Below are 17,559 nucleotides of genomic sequence, written 5' to 3' on the forward strand. Positions count from 1 at the left end.
CCTATGGGTGAATTGCTGGAGAACGGCCAGGTCTACGTCACTTCCGCCGAATCGCTCTTTGTCCGTCAAGTCCGTCGGCGCACTGTTGAGTTCACCGATTCCCTGAGCAGCGGGTCCCACAGAATTCCTGACCTGGCCACAGTTGCAAAGGGTTGCTTCACGAGGAGCCGGGCCTCGGCCGTTTCCCCATGGACCGCGAGCACTGGTCCCCCTCCGAGTTCCACGACGCCGGCTCGTCCGGCAACGGCTGCGCCGAAAGTCCGAGGAGCCGTCATGCGCACCACCGTCGAGACCACCGAGGGCCACGTCACGGTCCCCTCGCCCGACCACCGGTGGACGGTGCTGTTCTTCATCACCGAACCCGGCATCGGGGAGACACTGCCGGAGCTCGCCGGCTGCACCACCGGGCTGTGCTCCGTACGGGACGAGGCCGCCGCGTTCGCCCGCTTCGACGCCCGCGTCCTCGGCGTCAGCGCCCACGCCCCGGGCCACCTCTCCGAGTTCGCACGCGACCGCCTCCTCGGCTCCCCCGTCGCGGGAGACGAGGAGCGGGAGCTGGGCCGGGCACTCGGAGTACCGGAGGTGCGGGCCGGCGGGCGCTCCCTGTACGCCCGGGCTGCCGTCGTGCTCGACAGGGACGGGCAGGTCCGGTCCCTGATCCACCCGGTTTCCGAGCCCGGGCAGCATGCCGCTCTGGCGCTGAACGCCCTTGCAGCGTTGTGCGCCGAAGGGGACCGCCCCTGACGGGACGGCCCTCCGCAGCCGTACAGGGCCCGTGCCGACGCTACGTACGCCAGAGCTCGGCCCAGACGAGCTTCCCAGGGCCCTCCCGGTCGCAGACGCCCCACTTCGCAGCCAGTAAGTCCACCAGGGGCAGTCCCCAGCCGCCCGTCGCGTCCTTTGCCGGAATCGCCATCAACGGGCGCTCCTCGGACGCGTCGTGGACCTCGATGCGAAGGCCGTCGGCCAACCGCAGGTACCGGGTCTCGATCTCCCGGCCCGGAGCCACCGCGTGCCGGACGGAGTTGGTCAACAGTTCCGACAGCACGAGCGACGCCTCGTCCTCGATTCCGGCCAGGCCCCAACTCCCGAGCGTGGCACGTAGTTCGGACCTGGCTCGGCCGACGTTCTTCCGGTCACGGCTCCAGCGCCGCACGACCACCTCCGGCACGGCGGACGGCTGCCCCATCACGCCACCTCCACGCCGCGGATCAGACGCGGGCCCACGACGACGCCATGCACCGCGAGCCACAACGCGCACCGACGCCGCCGCTGCAACCGGACGGACTCCTGCGCCTCGTACGCGGTGAGGTACGGCCGCACGAGTCGACTGTCCTCACCACGCAACCGGGGGCACTCGCGCGTGGGAGCGGGGTCCTCAATCTCGGCGGCGGGTCGAGGGGCGACAACCGCCCAGCCACCGGAGAGCCGATGGCGGCCGGACGGAGGGAGGAAGAGCCGCAACAGCAAGTCCAAGAGTCGGAAGATAGGGTTCATCACGTTGACGCTCCTCTGAAGCGTTGGCCACACCCCCGGACCGGTCGCACGGTCGCGGGGGTTCTCTGCTGATCGTCGGCACAGCTCAACACGGAACAACCACCGCCCGATCACCCTGCGCGACCCGAACAGAGTGCTCCCCAGTCGCCACTTTCCGCAACCGAACCGAAAGGAAAATGTTCCATGATCTTTTAGGGTCACTACTCTTGGGGAACCTGATGCCCGAAGGAGGCAACTCATGGTCGAGCCTCGGCCAACTGTTCGGCGACGCCGCCTCGCTGCAACCCTCGTCAAACTACGAGAGGAGTCAGGCAAGTCGCCGGAGGAAGCGGCGGAGCGAATCGGCTGCCACCGATCGAAGATCAGCCGCATCGAGAACGCCCGCCTCGGCATCTCACTGGGCGAGTTGCGCGATCTCGTCACGTTCTACGGGGTGGACGACCCTGACTACGTCGAGGACCTGGTGAGCCTGGCCAGGCGTGGTACCGAGCGTGGATGGACAAGACACCTCGGGGCGACGCTTCCGTCCTACGCCGACCACATCGACTTCGAACAGACCGCCGCCTACATCCGGTCTTTCCAACCACTGCTGATCACTGGCCTCCTCCAAACACCTGACTACGCCCGCGCCTTGTACCAGGCGAATCCCGAGATGCTCAGCAACAAGCGGGTGGATGAATTCGTGGACATGCGCATGCAGCGTCAACGGATCCTCGACGAGGTCAGCCCGCCACGCATCTGCGTCATCGAGGGTGAAGCCGCTCTACGCAGCCAGGTCGGCGGCAGGACCGTCATGGGGCAACAACTGGACTGCCTCGTCAAGGCGGCAGAACGTCCCAACGTCGACATTCAAGTGCTGCCGTTGGCCGCCGGCGCCCATGTCGGCCTCGTCGGGGCATTCGTGCTCTTCGCCTTCCCGACCCCCGCCTTCTCGGACGTGGTCTGTGTCGAGCATGTGACCGGCACCCTGCACATGGAAAACGCCGAGGAGACCGACCGGTATACGCTCGCGTTCGATTCTCTGAGATCTGCGGCATTGAGTCCCGCCGACAGTCTCGGTCTGATCAAGCACGTCAGGCGCGAGCTGTAGCCAGAAAAGAGAGGTACGCACCATGCAGGCCGACATAGAACCCAACGTCACCTGGCGAAAGAGCAGTTACAGCGGTGGTGGTTCGTCCGGCGGGGACTGCGTCGAAGTCGCCGCTCTCATCGACCACGCCGTCGTTCGGGACAGCAAGAACGCCCACAGTCCCGTACTGGCCTTCGGTCACAACCCGTGGCGTACCTTCCTTCACAATGTGGCTGCGATGCCCCGTAACTGAGGCGATGTGCCTGGGTCAGTACGCCGTCAGATAGACGCGCACACGGTCGTCGGCGACCTGTCCCAGATGAATCTCAATGGCTTGGACGGAGCTGCGCCGAACGTCCCCGACACACGGTGGGCAAGCAGTCGCCGTACGAACACGGTCCAGATTCTGTGGTGAAGTGAGCCCCAGATGCTGGAATCCATCCCCGCTGAGGGAGGAGGTCAAGTTGTCTTCCTCCTCCAGAGGGCTGTCAGGGCGCAGGTCGGCTGTGATGGCCACGGCAGTTCTCTCCTCGGTGAGGAAGGACAGCAGGTAGACGCTTTCCTGCGGTTGGACCCGCACGGCGCCCTTCACCTCTGCCGCGCCATCAGGGATCTCAACCTTCATGAAAGCTGCCGCATCAACAGCTCCTGCGCCCTTCTGCCAGTACGGGTACCGGTCCTCCCCGATGCCACGGTCACCGGGAGACGGTGCGCAGGCAGCGAGGAGCAGGCTTGCGGCAAAGGCAGGCATCCAAACCCAGGCCGGACACCACGTGTCACCTCGCGAGCCGATCATCGGTTCTCCTCCTCGCCTCGGGACACGTCCGTGCGCGAACCCTCTCGTCCTGGAGCCCCCGGTGTGACACCGGTTGAGGCGGGGTTGTCCAGATCATGGGTGTACGCAGAGCTTCCACCGCGCATGTCGAATTCTTGCCCCATGCCCACCTTGTGCAGACGGCCCATGTCGGCGTCCTCTATAACGATGCCACCAGGGAACGTCGCCGCCTTACCCTCGTCCCAGTTGTATCGATCCCACACATTCACCTGGTAGTCGAGCGACACCTTGGGAGCGCCACCGTCTGCGTCCGGTGTCACCGTGACCATGCCGGACACGTTCTGCGCATGGGATCCGACCGCATGGAACCACTCGTCACTCTGCATGGTGCGGTGTTTCACCGAGCTTTCGACCGGCACGACCACAACCGTGTCGCCTCCAGCCCTGTGAAACTCGTCCAACGCCTTCCTTCGCCAGGAATCCTGGTTCTGCGCCAGGTGCTCGTTCTCGATCTCTGATCGGAACCCAGAATCGTCGTGCATCATCCGGTCTACGTCGAGGGTCAGAGGCTCACCGGTGGCCCCCAGATAGTGCAGCATGTTGCGTGACGCTCCGACTTCCCCGATGACATCCCCCGCCGTCGCGATCGCCAGCGCACGGGCGTGGAACCACGGCCGCTTGTTTCTTCGCCGGACTGGAGGCCAGATCCGGAGCAGTGCCGCCACCACCCCCGGGCGGGGCGAGCTGATTCAGTTGCAGCTGGGTGGTACGCCGCGTGATTGCCTCGGCTTTGATCTGCTCCCACTCGTCCCAGGCCACTGGTCCCCTCCACAGCATGGTCTCAATGCTGGACAAACATATGGAACGGGATTCGCAAGCGGGAAGCAGGCACTTGGCCAACGATACGACCGGGGTGGCCGGTTTCTCGCCGCTCGGGCCGGCGGGGCACCGCTGCGCCCCGCCGGACCCGGGTTCGAGGGAGGGGGTGGACGCCGGCGTCAGTGCGGGTTGTTCGCGTGCGTCAGGGTCTCCCAGGCCACGAACAGGTTGTTCGTTGCCGCCGGGCGCTGCTGCTCCGTCAGCCGCTGGGTGTTGGTCATGCCGTAACCCATGCGGTTCGCCAGGGCGTTGAAGCCGACCTCGGTGATCGGGCCCAGCCTGTCCTTGAGGCTGCCGCCGCACAGGTTGCCGGGGACGGGCTCCGCGCCCAGTTGGTACTTGGCGTGCAGGCCCAGCGCATGGCGCAGACGGTCGGCGATCTCCGGGTAGAGGTCCTGGCCCTGGATGCGGCTGGTCTCGGCGATGTGGGAGATCGCCGAGAAGCCGTAGCCCGCGTGGGTCAGGTCGCGGCAGGTCTCCTGGCTGAGGCCGTTCCAGGCGAACGTCGACTGGCCCTGCCAGTAGCGGACGATCTCGTCGCGGGTGTCCAGGCCGGAGCCGGGTGCGGTTCTGGGCAGGGAGCCGTCACTGGTCAGGTATATGTACGCGGGGACCCGCCCACGGAACTTGGCGACTGCCTTGTCGTAGGCGGCGCGGTCCTCGAGGAAGACCGCGATGCCGATCGCGGCCTCCGTCATGGACAGTTCCCAGTTGCCGTTGGAGTGGGAGCCGTTCGTGACCTCGGGCAGGTAGACATCGCGCAGCATCGTGCCGAAGCGCCCCGAGTTCGGCCAGCCGCCGGAGTAGGTGTACTTGATGATCTCGGCGGCCCGCGGCCAGGAGGAGCCGGCCCATCCGGTCTGCAGTGGTGCGTTGCTGTTGGTGTGGTCCTTGATGACGGCCGACCACGCGTCCATCAGCTCGATGGACTTCTTGGCGTAGCGGCTGTCACCGGTGATGTACCAGGCGAGCGCGGTGGTGTACGCGGCGATGGCGTCCTGGCGTTCGTCGGTGCAGCCGTAGTTGGGGTTGGAGTACGAGCCGCACTCGACGACCGCGCGGGGCTTGGGCACGCGGGACAGCGACGCGTACGCACTGCCCGCCATCTGGTCGTAGGCCGACTTCCACGGCTGGGCGCCCGCGTTCACCTTGCCTTTGACGAAGTCGAGTTGGGGGCGGCTGACGAGCACGCCGGGGTGCGTGAAGACCGCGGGGGCGGCCGCCGAGGCCATGGCGGAGGCCGCGGCGGACGTCCGGGGGGCCTGCTCGGCGGAGGCGGGGGACATGAGGGCCGCGCCGAGTGCGGCGGCGGCGACGGCGGACAGTGCGGCCACGAGTGCTCTCGGGCGGCGCAGGGCGTGTCCGGCGGGGGATTCGGTACGCATGGGGGGTGACCTTCCGGTGGTGGGGGCCAACACGACCACAGGTTCACCCACTTGAACATCGAGTGCGAACCTGAACAGCCGTGGTGCGTGAGGAAACTAGGCGCATCCCATGAACACGTCAAGGCTTTGGTCCAGACCACAAACACGGCGCCTGCTGCCCGGAGCTCCGGGCAGCAGGCGCCGTGACAGCACCGGCGAGACGTCAGCGCAGCAGCACGCCGCCCGTTCCCTCACCCGCCGACTCGGTCGGCACGGCCACCAGCCCCAGGTCCGCCCCCGTCGGAATCAGCCGGTGGGCGGGCAGGATGCGGACCGTGTAGCCGAACGGCCCCGTGCGGTCGAGGGCGAGCGGTCCCTCGTACACCCAGCGGCCCTCGAGGTCCGGCCCGCCCGCCGGCTTCAGCGGGAAGGTCCGGGCGTCACGGATCGCGTCGTCGGAGTCGACCCGGCCCGCGACCACCTGCACCTCCACGTCCTCCGGCTGCAGTTCGCCGAGCGCCGCACGGACCCGCAGGGTGAGCGTGGAGCCGAGGCCCGCCGTCGCCGCCTGGCCGGAAGCCGCATCCTGGTCGACGGCCTCCACATGGTCGACGGCCACCTGCCTCCAGCCGGAGCGCACACGTGACTTCCAGGCCGCCAGTTCCTGGGCACTGGTGGCGTTCATGGACCGGTGCGCCTGGGCCGCCGGCGCGTACAGCCGCTCCACGTACTCGCGCACCATGCGGCCCGCGAGCACCTTGGGGCCGAGCGTGGTGAGCGTGCGGCGGACCATCTCGATCCAGCGGTCGGGCAGCCCGCCGCTGCCCCGGTCGTAGAAGCGGGGGGCGACCCGGTCCTCGATCAGCGAGTACAGCGCGGCCGCCTCCAGCTCGTCGCGGCGGTCCTCGTCGGTGGACGCGCCGTCTGCGGTGGGGATCGCCCAGCCGAAGTCCGGCTCGAACCACTCGTCCCACCATCCGTCGAGCACCGAGAGGTTGAGGGCGCCGTTGAGCGCCGCCTTCATGCCGCTGGTGCCGCACGCCTCCAATGGCCGGAGGGGGTTGTTCAGCCAGACGTCGCAGCCGGGGTAGAGCTTCTTCGCCATCGCCATGCCGTAGTCCGGCAGGAAGACGATGCGGTGGCGCACGCGGGGGTCGTCGGCGAAGCGCACCAGTTCCCGCACGAGCCGCTTGCCGCCGTCGTCGGCCGGGTGGGCCTTGCCCGCGACGACGATCTGGATCGGCTGAGTGGGGTGCAGCAGCAGCTCCGTCAGCCGGTCCCGGTCGCGCAGCATCAGGGTGAGCCGCTTGTACGACGGCACCCGGCGGGCGAACCCGATGGTGAGCACGTCCGGGTCCAGCACGCCGTCGATCCAGCCCAGTTCGGCCGCACCCGCGCCCCGCTGGCGCCAGGAGGCGCGCAGCCGGTCCCGTACTTCGTCGACCAGCTGCTCGCGCAGCGACCGGCGCAGTTCCCAGATGTCGGCGTCGGGGATGTTCCCGACGGCGTCCCAGCGGTTCGAGCCGCCCACGGAGAGGGCGTCCTCCGCGCGGCCCGCGCCGATCTGCCGCGCGCCGAGCCGGAACACCTCCGGTGCCACCCAGGTCGGGGCGTGCACACCGTTGGTGACGGAGGTGATGGGCACGTCCGCGGCGTCGAACCCCGGCCAGAGGCCGGCGAACATGCCGCGGCTGACGGCGCCGTGCAGTTCGGAGACGCCGTTGGCGCGCTGGGCGAGCCGCATGCCCATCACGGCCATGTTGAAGACGCCGGGCTCGCCGCCCGGGTAGGTCTCCATGCCGAGCTGGAGCACCTTGTCGACGGGCACGCCGGGCAGTTCGGCGCCCTCTGCGAAGTGCCGGGCGACGAGTTCGCGGTCGAACCGGTCGATGCCGGCCGGTACGGGCGTGTGGGTGGTGAAGACGGTCCCGGCGCGCACCGCCTCCAGCGCGGCGTCGAAGCCGAGGCCGCTGCCGCCGTGTTCGGGCGCCTCGCCCAGCTCGCGGATGCGTTCGAGACCGAGGAAGCCGGCATGGCCCTCGTTGGTGTGGAACACCTCGGGAGCCGGTCGGCCGGTGAGCCGGCAGTACGTACGGACCGCCCGTACGCCGCCGATGCCCAGCAGCATCTCCTGCAGCAGCCGGTGCTCGCTGCCGCCGCCGTACAGCCGGTCGGTGATGTCACGGGCGCCGGGGCCGTTCTCCTCGATGTCGGAGTCGAGCATCAGCAGCGGTACGCGGCCGACGTGCGCGACCCAGATGTGCGCGTGCAGCGAGCGGCCACCGGGCAGGGCGAGCGACACCCGGGCCGGTGCCCCGTCCACCTCGCGCAGCAGGCTCACCGGCAGCTCGTTCGGGTCGAGCACGGGGTAGTGCTCCTGCTGCCAGCCGTCGCGGGACAGGGACTGGCGGAAGTAGCCGTGGCGGTACAGCAGGCCGACGCCGATCAGCGGCACGCCGAGGTCGCTGGCTGCCTTGAGGTGGTCGCCGGCGAGGATGCCGAGGCCGCCGGAGTACTGCGGAAGGGCGGCGGTCACGCCGAACTCGGGCGAGAAGTAGGCGATGGCGGCGGGGAACGCGGGGGTGTCGGAGCCGCCGTCACCGCCGTGGGACTGGTACCACCTGCGGCCGTGCAGATAGTCGTCCAGCTCGCCGGCCGCGGCGGTGAGTCTGCGCAGGAAGCGCCGGTCTTTGGCCAGTTCGGCCATACGGGTGGCGGAGACGTTCCCGAGCAGCCGCACGGGGTCGCCGCCGACGGCCCGCCATCCTTCGGGGTCGACTGCCTGGAAGAGCTCTCGGGTCTCGGTGTGCCAGGACCACCGCAGATTGCGTGCGAGGTCGCTCAGCGGGCCGAGCGGTTCGGGGAGGACGGGGCGGACGGTGAATCGACGAATGGCCTTCACAAGTTCCACCTTCGCAGGGGAGGTACGCATCCGAGCGGACGCAGGGCGGTGCGTCCTTTTCCGTCATTTTTCGACGGTATCGGTCCGGGCGGCCGCCAACCACGGCGCACGGACGTCCGCCGGGCGCATCGGCACGTCCGGCGCGGTGAGCCGCCGCGCGGGACGACCGGTTCCACGCCCATGACAGGCCGGTCTCGTTCCGTGTGTCTTGTGCGACCCCGTACGTCCTAGTAGTTAACACATCACCGGATTGCCCACCCGAAAGCGGTGGGAAGGCTCACCCGGTACGCAGGCGAGGACCCCTCGATCGGCCTCTCCACCGTCCAACCGAGTGAACGCGGACAGGAGCGGACATGCCCGCAGCCCGCCAGTCACCGTCCAAGCGGCTACAAATGAGAGCCAGCCCGCACAAAAGAGGACAACCGGCTCCATCCGACCTGCCCGCACAGCCCTCAGGTGATGTTGTGAACTCGCTCATCGGTCGCATCCCCGTCCTGGACGTCCGCCCACTCGTCGACTGCGGCAGAAGGCCCGCGAAAGCCGTGGCGGGTGAGACCTTCCAGGTCACCGCCACGGTCTTCCGCGAGGGCCATGACGCTGTCGCCGCCAATGTCGTGCTGCACGACCCGAAGGGCCGCCCCGGTCCCTTCACCCCCATGCGGGAACTCGCCCCCGGCACCGACCGGTGGGGCGCAGAGGTCACCCCCTCGGCGGAAGGCCGCTGGACGTACACCGTCGAGGCCTGGAGCGATCCCGTCGCCACATGGCGGCACCACGCCGGCATCAAGATCCCCGCCGGGATCGACACCGAACTGGTCCTGGCCGAAGGAGCGGAGCTGTACGAACGCGCCGCGGCCAAGGTCCCCAAGAAGGACGGCCGCGAGGCCGTGCTCGCCGCCGCCGACGCGATGCGCGACACGACGCGGCCCGCCGTGGCCCGGCTCGCCGCCGCGCTCGCGGCCGACGCGGACGCCGCCCTCGCACGGCATCCGCTGCGCGAACTGGTCAGCGCCTCGCCCCCGCTGCCCCTGCAGGTGGAGCGCCGGCGGGCGCTGTACGGCTCCTGGTACGAGCTGTTCCCCCGTTCGGAGGGCGCCGTCGTCAAGGAGGGCGAGCCACCCGTCTCCGGTACCTTCCGCACCGCCGCGGAACGACTGCCGGCCGTCGCGGCGATGGGCTTCGACGTGGTGTACCTGCCGCCGATCCACCCCATCGGCCACACCCACCGCAAGGGGCCGGACAACACGCTGACGGCGGGCCCCGACGACGTCGGCGTGCCCTGGGCCATCGGCTCCCCGTTCGGCGGGCACGACGCCGTCCACCCCGACCTCGGCACACTCGCCGACTTCGACCACTTCGTCACGGCCGCCCGCTCGCTGCGCATGGAGGTGGCGCTCGACTTCGCCCTGCAGTGCTCCCCCGACCACCCGTGGGTGAAGGAGCACCCGGAGTGGTTCCACCACCGGGCCGACGGCACCATCGCCTACGCGGAGAACCCGCCGAAGAAGTACCAGGACATCTACCCCATCGCGTTCGACAAGGACTTCGGGGGCCTGGTCCGCGAGACGGTGCGGGTGCTGCGCTTCTGGATGGGCCACGGTGTACGGATCTTCCGTGTGGACAACCCGCACACCAAACCGGTCGTCTTCTGGGAGAAGGTGATCGCCGAGATCAACGGCTCCGACCCCGATGTCGTCTTCCTGGCCGAGGCGTTCACCCGGCCGGCGATGATGCACACCCTGGGCGCGATCGGCTTCCAGCAGTCGTACACGTACTTCACCTGGCGCAACACCAAGCAGGAGCTCACCGAGTACGTCACTGAGCTCTCCGGCGACTCCGCCTCCTACATGCGGCCCAACTTCTTCGTGAACACGCCGGACATCCTGCACGCCTACCTCCAGGAGGGCGGCCGCCCCGCCTACGAGGTCCGCGCGGTGCTCGCCGCGACGATGTCCCCGTCCTGGGGCCTGTACGCGGGATACGAGCTCTGTGAGAACGTCCCCGCCCGGCAGGGCAGCGAGGAGTACCGGCACTCCGAGAAGTACCAGCTGCGCCCGCGGGACTGGGAGTCGGCGGAGCGCGAGGGCCGCACGCTCTCGCCGCTGATCACCGTCCTCAACCGGGTCAGGCGCCGCCACCCGGCCCTCCAGCAACTGCGCGACATCCACTTCCACCACATCGACAACGACCGGATGATCGCCTACTCCAAACGCTCGGGAAACGACGTCGTCCTCGTCGTGGCGAACCTCGACCCCCACCACACCCAGGAGGCCACGGTCTCGTTGAACATGCAGCGGCTCGGCCTCGAGGAGCACGAGACCGTACCGGTGCGCGACGAGCTCACCGGCGAGACCTATCACTGGGGCAGGGCCAACTATGTGCGCCTCGAGCCGGGCATCGCGCCCGCGCACGTCCTCACCCTGCGACCGTCCCAGCAGACCGGAGGGTCACCCACATCATGATCGTGAATGAGCCCGTCCACGACACGTTCGAGGACACCCCCGCGCGCGACCGCGACCCCGACTGGTTCAAGCGTGCCGTCTTCTACGAGGTCCTGGTCCGCTCCTTCCAGGACAGCAACGGCGACGGCGTCGGCGACCTCAAGGGCATCACCGCGAAACTGGACTACCTCCAGTGGCTCGGCGTCGACTGCCTGTGGCTGCCGCCGTTCTTCAAGTCACCCCTGAAGGACGGCGGTTACGACGTCGCCGACTACACCTCCGTACTGCCCGAGTTCGGCGACCTCGCCGACTTCGTCGAGTTCGTCGACGCCGCCCACCAGCGCGGCATGCGCGTCATCATCGACTTCGTCATGAACCACACCAGCGACCAGCACCCGTGGTTCCTCCAGTCGCGCAGCGACCCGGAAGGCCCGTACGGCGACTACTACGTCTGGGCCGACGACGACAAGCAGTACCAGGACGCCCGCATCATCTTCGTCGACACGGAGGCGTCGAACTGGACCTTCGACCCGGTGCGCAAGCAGTACTACTGGCACCGGTTCTTCTCCCACCAGCCGGACCTCAACTACGAGAACCCGGCCGTGCAGGAGGAGATCATCTCCGCACTGCGCTTCTGGCTCGACCTCGGCATCGACGGCTTCCGGCTGGACGCCGTGCCGTACCTGTACCAGGAGGAGGGCACCAACTGCGAGAACCTCCCGCGCACCCACTCCTTCCTCAAGCGGGTGCGCAAGGAGATCGACACGCACTACCCGGACACCGTGCTGCTGGCGGAGGCCAACCAGTGGCCGGAGGACGTCGTCGACTACTTCGGCGACTACACGGCCGGCGGCGACGAGTGCCACATGGCCTTCCACTTCCCGGTGATGCCGCGGATCTTCATGGCGGTCCGCCGCGAGTCCCGCTACCCGGTGTCGGAGATCCTGGCCAAGACACCGTCCATCCCGAAAAGCTGCCAGTGGGGCATCTTCCTGCGCAACCACGACGAGCTGACCCTCGAAATGGTCACGGACGAAGAACGCGACTACATGTACGCGGAGTACGCCAAGGACCCGCGGATGCGCGCCAACATCGGCATCCGCCGCCGCCTCGCACCCCTGCTGGACAACGACCGCAACCAGATCGAACTGTTCACCGCGCTGCTGCTGTCGCTGCCCGGCTCACCGATCCTCTACTACGGGGACGAGATCGGGATGGGCGACAACATCTGGCTCGGTGACCGGGACGCGGTGCGCACGCCGATGCAGTGGACCCCCGACCGCAACGCGGGCTTCTCGTCCTGTGATCCGGGACGGCTCTACCTGCCGACCATCATGGATCCGGTCTACGGCTACCAGGTCACCAATGTCGAGGCGTCGATGTCGTCGCCGTCGTCGCTGCTGCACTGGACCCGGCGGATGATCGAGATCCGCAAGCAGAATCCGGCCTTCGGTCTGGGGTCGTACACGGAACTCCCGTCGTCCAACCCCGCGGTGCTCGCCTTCCTGCGCGAGTTCAAGGACGACCTGGTCCTGTGCGTCCACAACTTCTCGCGGTTCGCCCAGCCCACGGAGCTCGATCTGCGGACCTTCGCGGGAAGGCACCCGGTGGAACTGATCGGCGGGGTGCGGTTCCCGCCGATCGGACAGTGGCCGTACCTGCTCACCCTCGCCGGTCACGGCTTCTACTGGTTCCGGCTCCGCAAGGACGCCAAGACCTCCATCACAGGCACCACCCCACCCACGGGTAACAGCACCACCGCCTGACGTGTCCGTCGAGGGGGACTGAACCGGTCCGAAAGGCGCCCCCTACTCCGGCGGGGCGGTTTCCACCGCCCCGCTTCGGGCACTCCCCCCTCATCCCCGCGCGCCGCCGGACAGCCACAGCTGCAATCCGGGACACTTTGCGCATTCGTGGTGTACCCGGGGAAAGGACGCGATGCCCATGTCGGAGGCTGCATCCACCCGGACTCCGCTCGGTCTGCTTCCCTCGCTCGCCCCTCTGCTGCGCCGATGGCTCCCCGGGCAGCGCTGGTTCGCGGGCAAGGGGTGCGCGGTCGCAGGTTTCTCCCTCGTCTCCGCGACGGAGCTGCTGCCCCTGAACGGGCCGGGTCCCGGACTGCTGCACCTGCTCGTGCGGGTACGGCAGCGGGACATGCCCGCACGATCGTCCGCCGACTGCTACCAACTGCTCATCGGCGTACGCGAGACCCTGCCGCCGGCGCTCGCCCCCGCGTTGATCGGCCACCTCACGCAGGGCCCCCTGGCCGGCCGGACCGTGTACGAGGGGACCCGCGACCCGTGGCTCGCCGCACTGCTGCTGGAGCGGCTGCGCACACCGGGCGCACTCGGCCCGCTGCGCTTCGACCGGTTCGACGGTGCGCCGGCGATCCCGGCGGACCTGCCCGCAAGGCCGCTGGAGGCCGAGCAGTCCAACTCCTCGCTCGTCTACGGCGACGCCTACATCCTCAAGCTCTTCCGCCGCGTCCACCCCGGCCCCAACCCGGATCTGGAACTGCCGCTCGCCCTCGCCCGCGCCGGGTGCAAACGGGTGCCGGTGCCGGTCGCCTGGTACGAGTCGAGCGTGCCGGAACCTTTCACCCTCGGGGTGCTCCAGCCGTTTCTGCCCGGCTCGCGCGACGGCTGGGTGCTCGCCCTGGAGGCCCTCGCCGCCGACCGTCACTTCCTGGGCGAGGCCCGCGCACTGGGCCGGGTCACCGCGGAGGTGCACACGTCGCTCGCCGACGCCCTGCCGACGGTGAAACTGAACGGCTCGCAGACCGAACGGCTGGCGGCCGCGATGGTCCGGCGGCTGAACGCGGCCGCGCAGTCGGTGCCCGCGCTGGTGCCGTACGCGCCGCGGCTGCGGGCCGCGTTCGACGCGGTCGCGGTGCTCGGGGGACGCGGCCGCACATGGGCCGCCCAGCGGGTCCACGGAGACCTGCATCTCGGCCAGATACTGCGAGGCCCCGAGGACACCCCGTGGTCCGTCATCGACTTCGAGGGCGAGCCGGCCCGGCCGCTCACCGAACGGTGCCGGCCACAGCCCGCCGTGCGCGACGTGGCGGGCATGCTGCGCTCGTTCGACTACGCGGCCCGTACGCACCGCCCGTGGAACCCGGCCTGGGCCGAACGGTGCCGCGAGGCCTACTGCGACGGATACGCGGAGGCCGGCGGCGACGATCCGCGCGAGGAGCCGGAGCTGCTGCGCGCGTACGAGACCGACAAGGCCGTCTACGAAGTCGTCTACGAGGCCAGACACCGGCCCGACTGGCTGCCGGTGCCCATGGCCGCGATCGACCGTCTCGCCTCGGTCGACTGACCGCTCCCCTCCCCTCTTGCCGTACATGCGCCCTAGGAGGCCGATTCCGTGACCGCCCGACCGTCGTCCCGCAACTCCCCGGGACCGGAAGTCCCGCACCAGCCGACCGAGACGCACAACGCAGACACCGACCCCGCCGTGCAGGCCGAGCCGGACCCGGTGCGCGGCAGGGGGAGCAAGCGGTCAGGATCCGGACGGACCCGTGAGCCCGGGACCGCTCCCGGTCCGGACCGGTCCGGACCAGGTACCTCGGGCACGGCGGCGGCCGGCGCCGGTCCTGGGGGCGGCACACCGTCCGGATCCTCCGACGAAGCGGGCGGGCCGGGAAGCGTGCCGGAGGTTGTGGAGACGGACACGGGCACGGGCACGGGCCGCCGCCGCGCGGGCCGGGCGGCGGCGAAGGCAGGGCCGGGCCGTGGCGAGGCCGAGCCGACCGGTGCCGCAGGTCGTCAGGCGGAACAGGCGGAACGGGCGGAGGGCAAGGGCGGCAGGAAGCGGGCTCGGGCGGGCTCGGCCGGCACCGCCGTCGCCACCGCGGAGGCGGTCGCGACCGTGCCCGAGCCGGTCGGCTCCAGCGAGGACGAGGCGGGCCGCGCACAGGCCGTGAGCGCGGGCGGTGCCGGGGCGGGCGGTGTCGGGGCGGGCGGTGCGGCCGCGGAGGCTGCACCGCCCGCCCGGAAGAGCGCCGCGCGGACGAGGACCGCCCGCACCGGTTCGGCCAAGGCCGGGGCCGACCGGCCTGCGACCGCCGGCAAGCGCGCACCGGCGCCCGCCCGCGCGGGCCGGTCCTCGGACGTCGGTACCGGCGGGTCCGGTGCCGTCACGCCCATGGAAACGGGGGCGGGAGCCGGACCTTCCGGGCCGGCCGGAGGAGAGAGGCGCTCCGCGGCGAACCGCACCGGGACCGGCGGGTCAACCGCCGACGCGGCCGCAGGCACCGGATCCGGCACCGGCACCGGCAAGGCGGTCGGCTCCCGGCCGGACCCGACCGCAGGTCACTCGCCGGAGGCGGCGGCCCCCGGTAGGACCGGCCGCTCCGGCCCGGCCGCCCCGAGGCCGCGCGACGGCCGTGGGGTCCGCGCGGCGAAACCGCTCGGCGACGACGAGCGGGGGCGGCTCCTCTCCGGCGGCCACCACGACCCGCACGCCCTGCTCGGCGCCCACCCGGTGCGCGGCGGCATCCAGTTGCGGGTGCTGCGCCCGCACGCCCTGTCGGTGACCGTGGTCGCCAAGGGACTGCGCTGCGAGCTGAACGACGACGGCGACGGGCTGTTCTCCGGCGTACTCCCCATGCGTACGGCCCCCGACTACCGCCTCCTCGTCACCTACGACGGCCACGAGGACGGCTTCGAGGTGGAGGACCCGTACCGTCTCCTCCCCTCCCTCGGTGACCTCGACCTGCATCTGATCGGCGAGGGCAGGCACGAGGAGCTGTGGAAGGCGCTGGGCGCGCACCCGATGACGCACCAGGGCGTGACCGGCACCCGGTTCACCGTCTGGGCGCCGAACGCGCGGGGCGTCCGCGTGATCGGCGATTTCAACTTCTGGGACGGCTCCGGCTTCCCGATGCGGTCGCTCGGCGCGACCGGTGTGTGGGAGCTGTTCCTGCCCGGCATCGGTGACGGCGCGCTCTACAAGTTCGAGATCATGCGTCCGGACGGCTCGTACACCCAGCGGTCCGACCCGATGGCACGCCGTGCGGAGGTGCCGCCGGCCAACGCGTCGATCGTGACCGAGTCGCACCACGAGTGGGGCGACCAGGAGTGGATGGCGCACCGGGGCGACGTCCCGGTCCACGAGGCGCCCTTCTCCGTCTACGAGGTCCACCTCCCGTCCTGGCGACCGGGGCTGACGTACCGACAGCTCGCCGTACAGCTGCCGAAGTACGTGAAGGACCTCGGTTTCACCCATGTGGAGTTCATGCCGGTCGCCGAGCACCCCTTCGGCGGCTCCTGGGGCTACCAGGTCACCGGCTTCTACGCGCCGACCTCCCGCATGGGCACCCCGGACGACTTCCGGCACCTGGTGGACAGCCTGCACCGGGCCGGCATCGGGGTGCTCGTGGACTGGGTGCCCGCGCACTTCCCGCGGGACGACTGGGCACTGGCCGAGTTCGACGGCCGTCCGCTGTACGAGCACGAGGACCCGATGCGCGCCGCGCACCCGGACTGGGGGACGCTCGAGTTCGACTACGGACGCAAGGAGGTCCGGAACTTCCTCGTGGCCAACGCCACCTACTGGTGCGAGGAGTTCCACATCGACGGACTGCGGGTGGACGCGGTCGCCTCGATGCTCTACCTCGACTACTCCCGCGAGGACGGCCAGTGGTCGCCCAACGAGCACGGAGGCCGGGAGAACCTGGACGCGGTCGCGTTCCTGCAGGAGATGAACGCCACCGTCTACCGTCGCAATCCGGGCGTCGTCACGATCGCCGAGGAGTCCACGGCGTGGAACGGCGTGACGCGGGCGACCCACCACGACGGCCTCGGCTTCGGCCTGAAGTGGAACATGGGCTGGATGCACGACTCGCTGGTGTACGTCTCCAAGGAGCCGGTGCACCGCAAGTACCACCACGACGAGATGACGTTCTCGATGGTGTACGCGTACAGCGAGAACTACGTGCTGCCGATCTCCCACGACGAGGTGGTGCACGGCAAGCGCGCGTTGGTGAGCAAGATGCCGGGCGACTGGTGGCAGCAGCGGGCCAACCACCGCGCGTACCTGGGCTTCATGTGGGCCCACCCGGGCAAGCAGCTCCTCTTCATGGGCCAGGAGTTCGCCCAGGGCGCCGAGTGGTCGGAGGGCCACGGCCCCGACTGGTGGCTGCTCGACCCCTCGTACGCGGCGGAGCCCGACCACCGCGGGGTGCGTGACCTGGTGCGCGCACTGAACACCGTGTACGGCGACGCCCCCGCGCTGTGGCAGCAGGACACCGTGCCCGCAGGGTTCGCGTGGGTGGACGGCGGGGCCTGGGAGGACAACGTCTTCGCCTTCCTGCGCTTCGACAGGCACGGCACGCCACTGCTCGCGGTGAGCAACTTCTCGCCGGTCGTACGGCACGCGTTCCGCCTGGGCGTCCCCGAGTCGGTCGGCGCCTGGACGGAGGTTCTCAACACCGACGAGGAGCGCTTCGGCGGTTCCGGCGTGCTCAACGCGGACCCGCTGAAGCCCGAGCAGATCGACTCGCACGGGCGGCGCACGTCGATCGCGCCGACACTGCCGCCGCTCGCGACGATCTGGTTCCGGCCGGCCTGAGGTGCCGGGGCGGTCACGGAACGGACCGTGACCGCCCCCCAGTGCTCATGCGCCGG

The 17,559-nt window shown here is 69.8% G+C and carries 13 protein-coding genes; 7 read left to right on the plus strand and 6 right to left on the minus strand.

Translation table 11 applies throughout. The features are described 5' to 3' along the window. Positions 1-273 precede the first annotated feature (273 nt). Positions 274-744 carry a redoxin domain-containing protein gene (locus tag ACFYV1_RS31015; protein ID WP_389398942.1) on the plus strand — a complete coding sequence of 157 codons (471 nt, stop codon included), beginning with the start codon at positions 274-276 and terminating at the stop codon, positions 742-744. 40 nt (positions 745-784) lie between these two features. Here the strand turns inward: ACFYV1_RS31015 and ACFYV1_RS31020 are convergent, their stop codons facing one another. Continuing rightward, positions 785-1,189, minus strand: coding sequence for an ATP-binding protein (locus tag ACFYV1_RS31020; protein WP_389398943.1), 405 nt, complete (start codon positions 1,187-1,189; stop codon positions 785-787). Beyond that, complete coding sequence (locus tag ACFYV1_RS31025; RefSeq protein WP_389398944.1) at positions 1,189-1,323, minus strand: hypothetical protein; 135 nt, start codon at positions 1,321-1,323, stop codon at positions 1,189-1,191. Before ACFYV1_RS31025 ends, ACFYV1_RS31020 begins: the two co-directional genes overlap by 1 nt. A gap of 412 nt (positions 1,324-1,735) precedes the next feature. On the opposite strand from ACFYV1_RS31025, the gene ACFYV1_RS31030 reads away from it, so the two are divergent. Continuing rightward, positions 1,736-2,587, plus strand: a complete 852-nt coding sequence (locus ACFYV1_RS31030; protein WP_389398945.1) for a helix-turn-helix transcriptional regulator — start codon at positions 1,736-1,738, stop codon at positions 2,585-2,587. Between the two features lie 22 nt (positions 2,588-2,609). After that, positions 2,610-2,819 carry a DUF397 domain-containing protein gene (locus ACFYV1_RS31035; RefSeq protein ID WP_389398946.1) on the plus strand — a complete coding sequence of 70 codons (210 nt, stop codon included), beginning with the start codon at positions 2,610-2,612 and terminating at the stop codon, positions 2,817-2,819. A 15-nt stretch (positions 2,820-2,834) separates the two neighbouring features. Here ACFYV1_RS31035 and ACFYV1_RS31040 read toward each other — a convergent pair whose 3' ends face one another. The 4 genes from ACFYV1_RS31040 to glgP form a co-directional block, all read right to left on the minus strand. After that, entirely contained in the window at positions 2,835-3,362 is a 528-nt protein-coding gene (locus ACFYV1_RS31040; protein WP_389398947.1) for a hypothetical protein, read from the minus strand. Further along, positions 3,359-3,940: a hypothetical protein gene (locus tag ACFYV1_RS31045; RefSeq protein WP_389398948.1), complete on the minus strand. Its 582-nt coding sequence runs from the start codon at positions 3,938-3,940 to the stop codon at positions 3,359-3,361. Before ACFYV1_RS31045 ends, ACFYV1_RS31040 begins: the two co-directional genes overlap by 4 nt. 399 nt (positions 3,941-4,339) lie before the next feature. After that, positions 4,340-5,605, minus strand: a complete 1,266-nt coding sequence (locus tag ACFYV1_RS31050) for an alginate lyase family protein (RefSeq protein ID WP_389398949.1) — start codon at positions 5,603-5,605, stop codon at positions 4,340-4,342. A 202-nt stretch (positions 5,606-5,807) separates the two neighbouring features. Beyond that, positions 5,808-8,486 carry an alpha-glucan family phosphorylase gene (gene glgP, locus ACFYV1_RS31055; RefSeq protein WP_389398950.1) on the minus strand — a complete coding sequence of 893 codons (2,679 nt, stop codon included), beginning with the start codon at positions 8,484-8,486 and terminating at the stop codon, positions 5,808-5,810. Positions 8,487-8,839: 353 nt separating this feature from the next. On the opposite strand from glgP, the gene ACFYV1_RS31060 reads away from it, so the two are divergent. The 4 genes from ACFYV1_RS31060 to glgB all read left to right on the plus strand — a co-directional run bounded on the left by ACFYV1_RS31060 (position 8,840) and on the right by glgB (position 17,503). Continuing rightward, on the plus strand, positions 8,840-10,948 hold the full coding sequence (locus ACFYV1_RS31060; RefSeq protein WP_389398951.1) for an alpha-1,4-glucan--maltose-1-phosphate maltosyltransferase: 2,109 nt from the start codon (positions 8,840-8,842) through the stop codon (positions 10,946-10,948). Then, a complete protein-coding gene (gene treS / locus ACFYV1_RS31065; RefSeq protein WP_389398952.1) occupies positions 10,945-12,693 on the plus strand; it encodes a maltose alpha-D-glucosyltransferase in 1,749 nt (582 codons plus the stop codon). The genes ACFYV1_RS31060 and treS overlap by 4 nt, the downstream gene beginning before the upstream one ends. A 178-nt stretch (positions 12,694-12,871) precedes the next feature. Further along, complete coding sequence (locus ACFYV1_RS31070) at positions 12,872-14,248, plus strand: maltokinase (RefSeq protein ID WP_389398953.1); 1,377 nt, start codon at positions 12,872-12,874, stop codon at positions 14,246-14,248. Between the two features lie 330 nt (positions 14,249-14,578). Then, complete coding sequence (gene glgB, locus ACFYV1_RS31075) at positions 14,579-17,503, plus strand: 1,4-alpha-glucan branching enzyme (protein WP_389398954.1); 2,925 nt, start codon at positions 14,579-14,581, stop codon at positions 17,501-17,503. Positions 17,504-17,559: the final 56 nt, after the last annotated feature.

It is taken from the genome of Streptomyces sp. NPDC003023 (assembly GCF_042888225.1).
GTDB lineage: Bacteria > Actinomycetota > Actinomycetes > Streptomycetales > Streptomycetaceae > Streptomyces.

Excerpts from the sequence above, each read along its gene's own strand:
- ACFYV1_RS31015 (WP_389398942.1), top strand. The coding sequence starts at position 274 with ATGCGCACCACCGTCGAGACCACCGAGGGCCACGTCACGGTCCCCTCG.
- ACFYV1_RS31020 (WP_389398943.1), bottom strand. The coding sequence starts at position 1,189 with ATGGGGCAGCCGTCCGCCGTGCCGGAGGTGGTCGTGCGGCGCTGGAGC.
- ACFYV1_RS31030 (WP_389398945.1), top strand. The coding sequence starts at position 1,736 with ATGGTCGAGCCTCGGCCAACTGTTCGGCGACGCCGCCTCGCTGCAACC.
- ACFYV1_RS31035 (WP_389398946.1), top strand. The coding sequence starts at position 2,610 with ATGCAGGCCGACATAGAACCCAACGTCACCTGGCGAAAGAGCAGTTAC.
- ACFYV1_RS31040 (WP_389398947.1), bottom strand. The coding sequence starts at position 3,362 with ATGATCGGCTCGCGAGGTGACACGTGGTGTCCGGCCTGGGTTTGGATG.
- ACFYV1_RS31045 (WP_389398948.1), bottom strand. The coding sequence starts at position 3,940 with ATGCTGCACTATCTGGGGGCCACCGGTGAGCCTCTGACCCTCGACGTA.
- ACFYV1_RS31050 (WP_389398949.1), bottom strand. The coding sequence starts at position 5,605 with ATGCGTACCGAATCCCCCGCCGGACACGCCCTGCGCCGCCCGAGAGCA.
- ACFYV1_RS31060 (WP_389398951.1), top strand. The coding sequence starts at position 8,840 with ATGCCCGCAGCCCGCCAGTCACCGTCCAAGCGGCTACAAATGAGAGCC.
- treS (WP_389398952.1), top strand. The coding sequence starts at position 10,945 with ATGATCGTGAATGAGCCCGTCCACGACACGTTCGAGGACACCCCCGCG.
- ACFYV1_RS31070 (WP_389398953.1), top strand. The coding sequence starts at position 12,872 with ATGTCGGAGGCTGCATCCACCCGGACTCCGCTCGGTCTGCTTCCCTCG.